A 7,706-nucleotide genomic window follows, 5' to 3' on the forward strand; every position below is an offset into this window, starting at 1 on the left:
TTCTGTGGTGTCTGGGGGGCTGGTTTTTTTTTAAACCACCCCGGCCCCGCCCGGCCGCGCGGCCGGGCGGGACTTGCGGGACACCGGCAGCACGGGGGTTGTCCGTTCCGTACGGCAGACTTGGTTCGAGGACCGAAACGAAGGATGGGTATGCCGATCACACCTGCCCCCACGACGAACAGCTCGTCGAACGGCACCGGAGAAGCGATCTTGCTGGAACTCGTCGACGAGGACGGCAGGACGATCGGCACGGCGGAGAAGCTCGCGGCTCACCAGCCGCCCGGGCAGCTGCACAGAGCGTTCTCCGTGTTCCTCTTCGACGAGCAGGGCCGGCTGCTGCTGCAGCAGCGGGCGCTCGGCAAGTACCACTCCCCCGGCGTGTGGTCGAACACCTGCTGCGGCCACCCCTACCCCGGTGAGGCCCCGTTCGCGGCGGCCGCGCGCCGCACCTTCGAGGAGCTCGGCGTCTCGCCGTCCCTGATGGGCGAGGCGGGAACGGTGCGCTACAACCACCCGGACCCGGAGTCGGGCCTGGTGGAGCAGGAGTTCAACCACCTCTTCGTGGGCCTCGTGCAGGCAGGCCTGGACCCCGACCCGGAGGAGGTCGGGGCGACGGCGTTCGTGACGGCCGACGAGCTGGCCGAGCGACACGCCAAGGACCCTTTCTCCGCGTGGTTCATGACGGTCCTCGACGCGGCGCGGCCCGCGGTCAGGGAGCTGACGGGCCAGTCGGCGGGCTGGTAGCCGTCTCGGGCTTGAGGGGCAGGGCGGCCCAGATCACCTTGCCCCCGCTCGCGGTGCCGGCGACGTCACAGACGCCGCCGGCCTCCGCCGTGATCTCGCGCACCAGCAGCAGGCCGCGACCGCCGGTCTGGCCGCTGGTGGCCTCAAGGGCCGTGGGCTTGTAGGGGTGTTCGTCCTCCACGGACACCCGCACCCACTCCGGGCCGACGGCGACCTCCACGGCGAGCATCGGCGAGACGACGGCGGCGTGCTTCACCGCGTTCGTGACGAGTTCCGAGACGATCACGAGCAGCCCGTGCACCAGGTCGTCCGGCGCGGGCACGCCCTGCCGGGTGAGCAACTCGCGCACCGCGCGCCGGGCCTGCGGCACGGAGGCGTCGACCGCCTGCGCTGTGAACCGCCACACTCCCTCGTACGGGAGCGGCCCGTCCGCGGGACGATCAGGGGGCGGCGCGCCCCCATTGTCCTGAGGACGTGGGCGGGACCCCCACCCGTGGTCGCTCATTGTCAGGTCGCCGCCCTTGCGCTCGATTGTCACCACGCTTCGAGTGTTGGGAATCACCTGCTCCGGGCCGCGGGACTGACCAGAAGTCAGCGAGTATCGACGCGATTTGACCATTGGTGGTCGAGCGGGCCGGAGAGTTGATCGATCCCGACCCCGTTGTGCCCGACTTAAGCCTTCTTAAGCTTGTTCTACGAGCTGCACGACACGCCGACCGCGGCATCGGCCGCGCCGAGCGCCCGGCTAGCATCCCGCCATGTCTTCCGTGTCCCCGCCGCAGCTCACGCACGCCGTCGCCGAGGGTGTCGCCACCGTCGTGATCGACCACCCGGCCAAGCGCAACGCCATGACCGACGCCATGTGGGCGTCCCTGCCGCCGCTCCTCGAACGGCTCGCGGCCGACCCCGAGGTGCGGGTGCTCGTGCTCACCGGGGCCGGGGACACGTTCTGCGCGGGGGCCGACATATCGACACTGGGCGAGGGGGCCGCGCAGGGGCTCGCCGTCGCGGCGGAGGACGCGCTGGCCGCCTTCCCCAAGCCGACGCTCGCCGTGGTGCGCGGGTACTGCGTGGGCGGCGGCAGCCAGTTGGCCGCGGCCTGCGATCTGCGTTTCGCCGCGGAGGGCGCGCGGTTCGGGGTGACCCCGGCCAAGCTCGGGATCGTCTACCCGGCCTCCTCCACGCGCCGCCTCGCCGCGCTCGTGGGCCCGGCGACCGCGAAGTACCTGCTGTTCTCCGGCGAGTTGATCGGCACCGGGCGGGCGTTGCGCACCGGCCTGGTGGACGAGGTGCTGCCCGAGGCCGAACTGGCCGGGCGGGTCGCCGGGTTCACCCGCACCCTCGCCGCCCGCTCGCAGCTGACGCAGGCCGCGGCGAAGGAGTTCGTCGCGGGCCGCACGGACCGGGACGCGCACTGGGCCGAGCAGGCGGGCACCGGGGGCGAGAGCGCGGAGGGCGTCGCCGCGTTCCTGGAGCGACGCGCTCCGCGCTTCGAGTGGTCGGTCGGGGCCTGAGCCTCAGCCGGCCTGGCGGAACATCGCCACGAGGTGGGCAGGCGCCTTGTCCGGGGATCCGGCGTCGTAGGGCGGCTGCGGGTCGTACTCGGTCATCAGCTGGATGGCCTGGGCCGTCTCGTCCCCCGCGATCCGGCCCGCGAGGGCGAGGCCCATGTCGATGCCGGACGAGACGCCTGCCGCGGTGACGTACTTGCCGTCGAAGACCACGCGCCGCCCGGTCGACGTGGAGCCCAGCCGCTCCAGTTCCTCCAGGGCGAGCCAGTGCGAGGTGGCCTCGCGCCCCTTGAGCAGGCCCGCGGCGGCGAGTGCGAGGGAGCCCGTGCACACGGACGTCGTCCAGGTGGTGGTGGCGTCGACGGCGCGCAGCCACTCCAGGAGCGGACCGTTGGCCGTCTGGTCGCTCTGCTCGGGGCCGCCGGGCACGACCACCACGTCCGGGGAGCGCACCTCGTCGAAGGTCTTGTCGGCGACGAGCGCGAGCCGCCCCGAGTCGTCGCGCACCGGTCCCGTCCGCTCGGCCACGAAGACGACGTCGGCGTCCGGGATGCCGCCGAGGGTCTGGTAGGGGCCGATGGCGTCGAGGGCGGTGAAACGCTCGTAGAGGGCGATGGCGATCTGCATGTCATGCCTTTCTGACGGGTCGGACGGGTCGGGCAGGTCTGATGTGCCGGCCGGGCGGGGTTCAGCCCAGAGGTGCGTGGAACCGGCGGCGGTACTCGGCCGGTGCGGTGCCGAGGGTCTTGAGGAAGGCGCGGCGCATCGCCTCCGGGGTGCCGTAGCCGCTGGAGCGGGAGATCTCCTCGACGCCTGCCGTGGTGTCCTCCAGGAGGCGGCGGGCGTGCTCGACGCGGACGCGCTCTACGTACCGGCCGGGCGTCATGCCCGTCTCCGTACGGAAGGCGCGGGCGAAGTGGCGCGGGGAGAGCCGGGCGCGGGCCGCGAGCGCCTCGACGCACAGGTCCGCCCCGGGGTGTTCGGCGATCCACCGCTGCACCTCGCCGAGCGGCTCCCTGCGGGCCGTCTGCGCGGCGAGCTGGGTGGAGAACTGGGCCTGGTTCCCCGGGCGTCGCAGGAACACGACCAGCGCCCGGGCGATCCGCAGCGCCACGTCCCTCCCGTGGTCCTCCTCGACCAGGGCGAGCGCGAGGTCGATGCCGGCGGTCACCCCCGCCGAGGTCGCCACGTCGCCGTCGCGTACGAAGACGGGGTCGGGGTCCACACAGACGCCGGGGTACTGGCGGGCGAGGGTGTCGCAGAACGCCCAGTGCGTCGTGGCCCGGCGGCCGTCCAGGAGCCCCGCGCGGGCCAGCAGGAACGCGCCGGTGCACACCGAGACGGTGCGCCGGGCGTGCGGGGCGTGCTCGCGCAGCCAGTCGGTCAGGCGCGGGTCCGCGTCGCGCGTGCCCTCGCCGCCGGGGACCAGGAGCGTGTCGGCGGCCGGGGCGTCGGCGAGGGCGTGGTCCGGCGTCAGGGTCAGTCCGCTCGATGTGCGCACCGGGGCGCCGTCGAACGAGGCGGTGTGCACGCGGTAGGCGTCGTCGGCGCCGGAGAAGACCTCGACGGGGCCCGTGACGTCGAGGCTCTGTACGCGGTCGAAGAGGAGGACCAAGACGGTGCGCGGCGGCATGCGGCCCATTCTTCGGCCCGCGTCCGATGGCCGCAATGACGAGTTCCCCACCTTTCCTGCCATGGGCGGGTGCCCGGTACTGCCAGCCGTACCGACCGGTCGGTAACGTGGGTCCATGACTTCGGACCCCCGCCTGCGCGCCGCCCGCCACTGTCACAACGTGCTCAACCCGTTCCACTCCACGCACTACTTCTCGCCCGACCTCGGCAAGGAACTGGCCGCCATCGGCGTGACCGACTCCAGCGCCGCCTACCTCGCGGCGCGCTCCGCGCCCATGGGGGCCGTCGGCGCCGGAACGGTGACCGCCACCTTCTACAACTTCAACCACGAGCTGGTGGCCCGGCACGTGCCGGCCGTGTGGGAGACCGCCTCCCCGCAGGCGGTGCTCGCCGCACGCGCGCGTGCCGTCGACTCGACGCTGCGCCGCCTGCTCGGCGAGGAGGCGCTCGCCTCCCCGGAGATGGCCGAGGCCGCCGAACTCGCCCTGCGCGCCGCCGAGGCCTGCACGCGACACGCCCGCCCCCTGTACGCCGCCCACGCCGACCTCGACGTCCCCGAGGCGCCGCACATGGCGTACTGGCACGCCACGTCGCTGCTGCGCGAGCACCGCGGCGACGGGCACATCGCGGTGCTGGTCGGCGCCGAACTCGACCCGGTCGAGGCCCTCGTGAGCCACGTCGCGACCGGCAAGGGCATGGCCCCCAAGTGGCTGCTCGCCACGCGCGGCTGGGACAGGGCCGACTACGACGCGGCCGCCGAACGGCTTCGCGCGCGCGGACTGCTCACCGCCGACGAGGAGTTGACGCTCACCGAGCAGGGCGTGACGCTGCGCGCCGAGATCGAGCACCGCACCGACGCGCTCGACCGCGCCCCCTACGAGCACCTCGGCGAGGCGGGCGTGGCACGCCTGACCGAACTCGCGACGAAGTTCGTCGGCGCGGCCCTCGGCAACGGCGCGTTCCCCGCCGATCTGATCGGCAAGGCCGCCTGAGGTCTGAGCAGCACGAAGTGAGGTACTCGTGTGTTCCGGCCGCCCGTTCGCGGCCGGGACACACGAGAGGAGAAAGCCGTATGTTCAGCGCAATCGCCGACATTCTCCGCCAGATCGCCGGTGCCATCGCCACCGTCGTGACCTTGCCGTTCCGTGCCCTCGCCCGGCTGTTCGGCGGCGCCTCCAGGTCCGGCCGCGCGCACCGCGTCTGACCTCCCTGATCCCCGAGTGTCGGTGCCACCTGCCACAATTGCCGCGCAACCTCAGTCGACATAGGCGGTACGGGATCGTGGCGACACCCACAGTTGGCACCACTGCTGGATCCGGGCTCGGATCCATCGAGAGCAGGATTGCCGAGGAACTAGGCGTACGGGAGCGGCAGGTGAAGGCCGCCGTCGAGCTGCTCGACGGCGGCTCGACCGTGCCCTTCATCGCCCGCTACCGCAAGGAGGCGACGGAGTCCCTCGACGATGCCCAGCTGCGCACCCTGGAAGAGCGGCTGCGGTATCTGCGCGAACTGGAGGAGCGGCGCACCGCCGTGCTCGACTCGGTGCGCGAGCAGGGCAAGCTGACGGACGGGCTGGAGGCGCAGATCCGCGCCGCCGACACCAAGGCCCGCCTGGAGGACATCTACCTGCCCTTCAAGCCCAAGCGCCGCACGAAGGCGCAGATCGCGCGCGAGGCGGGGCTCGAGCCGCTGGCGGAGGGGCTGCTCGGCGACCCGTCCGTGGAGCCGCAGGCCGCCGCCGCGGCGTTCGTGGACGCCGACAAGGGCGTCGCCGACGCCCAGGCCGCGCTCGACGGAGCCCGCGCGATCCTCACCGAGCGCTTCTCCGAGGACGCCGACCTGATCGGCGAGCTGCGCGAGCGCATGTGGGGGCGCGGCCGGCTCGCGGCGAAGGTCAAGACCGGCAAGGAGGAGGCGGGCGCCAAGTTCGCCGACTACTTCGACTTCGCGGAGCCCTTCACCGATCTGCCCTCGCACCGCGTCCTGGCGATGCTGCGCGGCGAGAAGGAGGACGTGCTGGAGCTCGTCCTGGAGCCGGAGGAGCCCGCCGCGGACGCCGACGCCCCGGCCGCGGCGACCTCGTCCTCGTCCTCGTCCTCGTCCTCGTCCTCGTACGAGCCGATCATCGCCGGCCGCTTCGGGCTCTCCAACCAGGGCCGTCCGGGCGACAAGTGGCTTCAGGACACGGTCCGTTGGGCCTGGCGCACGCGCATCCTGGTGCACCTCGGCCTCGACCTGCGCACCCGGCTGCGCACGGCCGCCGAGGACGAGGCCGTCAAGGTCTTCGCGGCGAACCTGCGCGACCTGCTGCTCGCGGCCCCCGCGGGCACGCGCGCGACGCTGGGGCTCGACCCCGGTTTCCGTACGGGTGTGAAGGTCGCGGTCGTCGACGCCACGGGCAAGGTCGTCGCCACCGACGTCATCCACCCGCACGTCCCGGCCAACCGCTGGGACGAGGCGATCGCCAAGCTCGCGAAGCTCTCCAAGGAGCACGCGGTCGACCTGATCGCGATCGGCAACGGCACGGCGTCCCGCGAGACCGACAAGCTCGCCGGTGAACTCATCGCCAAGCACCCGGAGTTGAAGCTCACCAAGGTGATGGTGAGCGAGGCCGGCGCCTCGGTGTACTCGGCGTCGGCGTTCGCCTCGCAGGAGCTGCCCGACATGGACGTGTCGCTGCGCGGCGCCGTCTCCATCGCGCGCCGCCTGCAGGACCCGCTCGCCGAACTGGTGAAGATCGACCCGAAGTCGATCGGCGTCGGCCAGTACCAGCACGACCTCAGCGAAGTGAAGCTGTCGCGCTCGCTGGACGCCGTGGTCGAGGACTGTGTGAACGGTGTGGGCGTCGACGTGAACACGGCCTCCGCGCCGCTCCTCGCGCGTGTGTCCGGCATCGGCGCGGGCCTCGCGGAGAACATCGTGACGCACCGCGACTCCAACGGCCCGTTCACCAACCGCAAGGGCCTCAAGGACGTCGCGCGGCTCGGCCCGAAGGCGTACGAGCAGTGCGCGGGCTTCCTGCGCATCCGCGGCGGCGACGACCCGCTGGACGCGTCGTCCGTGCACCCGGAGGCGTACCCGGTAGTGCGCCGGATGGCGAAGTCGACGGGCGGCGAAGTCGCCTCGCTGGTCGGCGACGCGGGGGCGCTGCGCTCGCTGAAGGCGGCCGATTACGTGGACGACACGTTCGGCCTGCCGACCGTCACGGACATCCTGAAGGAGCTGGAGAAGCCGGGGCGCGACCCGCGGCCCGCCTTCAAGACGGCCACCTTCAAGGAGGGCGTCGAGAAGATCGGCGACCTGGAGTCCGGGATGATCCTGGAGGGCGTGGTCACCAACGTGGCCGCCTTCGGGGCGTTCATCGACGTCGGCGTGCACCAGGACGGGCTCGCGCACGTCTCGGCGCTCTCCCGTACGTTCGTCAAGGACCCGCGCGACGTGGTCAAGCCCGGCGACATCGTCAAGGTGAAGGTCCTCGACGTCGACGTGCCGCGCAAGCGGATCTCGCTGACGCTGCGGCTGGACGACGAGAAGGCCTCCGGCGGCGGCAACGGCGGGCGTGGCGAGCGCGGAAGCCGTAGTGAGCGGGGTGAGCGCGGCGGCGACCGCAAGCCGCCGCGGCAGCAGGCTCGGCAGGGCGGCCGTGGTGGTTCCGGCGGGTCCGGTGGCTCCGGTGGTGGCAAGGGGGGCGGCAAGGGCCGGCCCGCGACGCCGCCGGCGAACTCGGCGATGGCGGACGCGCTGCGGAAGGCAGGGCTGGCCTAAACGGCCGGAGTCCGACTCAGCGGGGGCTGTGCGCCCGGCCACGACCGGCCGGGC

The 7,706-nt window shown here is 72.7% G+C and carries 8 protein-coding genes; 5 read left to right on the plus strand and 3 right to left on the minus strand.

Translation table 11 applies throughout. The annotated features are described in order from the left end of the window. Positions 1-150 precede the first annotated feature (150 nt). A complete protein-coding gene (gene idi / locus ACFV9W_RS32300; RefSeq protein WP_385768189.1) occupies positions 151-744 on the plus strand; it encodes an isopentenyl-diphosphate Delta-isomerase in 594 nt (197 codons plus the stop codon). Here idi and ACFV9W_RS32305 read toward each other — a convergent pair. Continuing rightward, the gene (locus ACFV9W_RS32305; RefSeq protein WP_385768229.1) at positions 710-1,249 is read right to left on the minus strand and encodes an ATP-binding protein; all 540 of its coding nucleotides are present in this window, start codon (positions 1,247-1,249) and stop codon (positions 710-712) included. The two genes, idi and ACFV9W_RS32305, sit on opposite strands and share 35 nt — an antisense overlap. A gap of 253 nt (positions 1,250-1,502) precedes the next feature. Here ACFV9W_RS32305 and ACFV9W_RS32310 point away from each other — a divergent pair, with 253 nt between their 5' ends. Next, the gene (locus ACFV9W_RS32310) at positions 1,503-2,258 is read left to right on the plus strand and encodes an enoyl-CoA hydratase/isomerase family protein (protein WP_385768192.1); all 756 of its coding nucleotides are present in this window, start codon (positions 1,503-1,505) and stop codon (positions 2,256-2,258) included. Positions 2,259-2,261: 3 nt separating this feature from the next. Here the strand turns inward: ACFV9W_RS32310 and ACFV9W_RS32315 are convergent, their stop codons facing one another. Together ACFV9W_RS32315 and ACFV9W_RS32320 are read right to left on the minus strand one after the other, a co-directional pair. Next, the gene (locus ACFV9W_RS32315) at positions 2,262-2,882 is read right to left on the minus strand and encodes a DJ-1/PfpI family protein (RefSeq protein ID WP_385768195.1); all 621 of its coding nucleotides are present in this window, start codon (positions 2,880-2,882) and stop codon (positions 2,262-2,264) included. Between the two features lie 61 nt (positions 2,883-2,943). Further along, positions 2,944-3,888, minus strand: a complete 945-nt coding sequence (locus ACFV9W_RS32320) for a GlxA family transcriptional regulator (RefSeq protein ID WP_385768199.1) — start codon at positions 3,886-3,888, stop codon at positions 2,944-2,946. A 115-nt stretch (positions 3,889-4,003) separates the two neighbouring features. On the opposite strand from ACFV9W_RS32320, the gene ACFV9W_RS32325 reads away from it, so the two are divergent. The 3 genes from ACFV9W_RS32325 (at position 4,004) to ACFV9W_RS32335 (ending at position 7,652) form a co-directional block, all read left to right on the plus strand. After that, the gene (locus ACFV9W_RS32325; protein ID WP_385768202.1) at positions 4,004-4,879 is read left to right on the plus strand and encodes a hypothetical protein; all 876 of its coding nucleotides are present in this window, start codon (positions 4,004-4,006) and stop codon (positions 4,877-4,879) included. Between the two features lie 80 nt (positions 4,880-4,959). Continuing rightward, on the plus strand, positions 4,960-5,091 hold the full coding sequence (locus tag ACFV9W_RS32330) for an LPFR motif small protein (protein ID WP_385768205.1): 132 nt from the start codon (positions 4,960-4,962) through the stop codon (positions 5,089-5,091). 77 nt (positions 5,092-5,168) lie between these two features. Beyond that, a complete protein-coding gene (locus tag ACFV9W_RS32335) occupies positions 5,169-7,652 on the plus strand; it encodes a Tex family protein (protein WP_385768208.1) in 2,484 nt (827 codons plus the stop codon). The last annotated feature ends 54 nt before the right edge of the window (positions 7,653-7,706 follow it).

Origin of the sequence: Streptomyces sp. NPDC059897 (assembly GCF_042730865.1) — a bacterium.
In the GTDB taxonomy this organism is placed as follows: domain Bacteria; phylum Actinomycetota; class Actinomycetes; order Streptomycetales; family Streptomycetaceae; genus Streptomyces.

Excerpts from the sequence above, each read along its gene's own strand:
- ACFV9W_RS32305 (WP_385768229.1), bottom strand. The coding sequence starts at position 1,249 with ATGAGCGACCACGGGTGGGGGTCCCGCCCACGTCCTCAGGACAATGGG.
- ACFV9W_RS32325 (WP_385768202.1), top strand. The coding sequence starts at position 4,004 with ATGACTTCGGACCCCCGCCTGCGCGCCGCCCGCCACTGTCACAACGTG.
- ACFV9W_RS32310 (WP_385768192.1), top strand. The coding sequence starts at position 1,503 with ATGTCTTCCGTGTCCCCGCCGCAGCTCACGCACGCCGTCGCCGAGGGT.
- ACFV9W_RS32330 (WP_385768205.1), top strand. The coding sequence starts at position 4,960 with ATGTTCAGCGCAATCGCCGACATTCTCCGCCAGATCGCCGGTGCCATC.
- ACFV9W_RS32320 (WP_385768199.1), bottom strand. The coding sequence starts at position 3,888 with ATGCCGCCGCGCACCGTCTTGGTCCTCCTCTTCGACCGCGTACAGAGC.
- idi (WP_385768189.1), top strand. The coding sequence starts at position 151 with ATGCCGATCACACCTGCCCCCACGACGAACAGCTCGTCGAACGGCACC.
- ACFV9W_RS32315 (WP_385768195.1), bottom strand. The coding sequence starts at position 2,882 with ATGCAGATCGCCATCGCCCTCTACGAGCGTTTCACCGCCCTCGACGCC.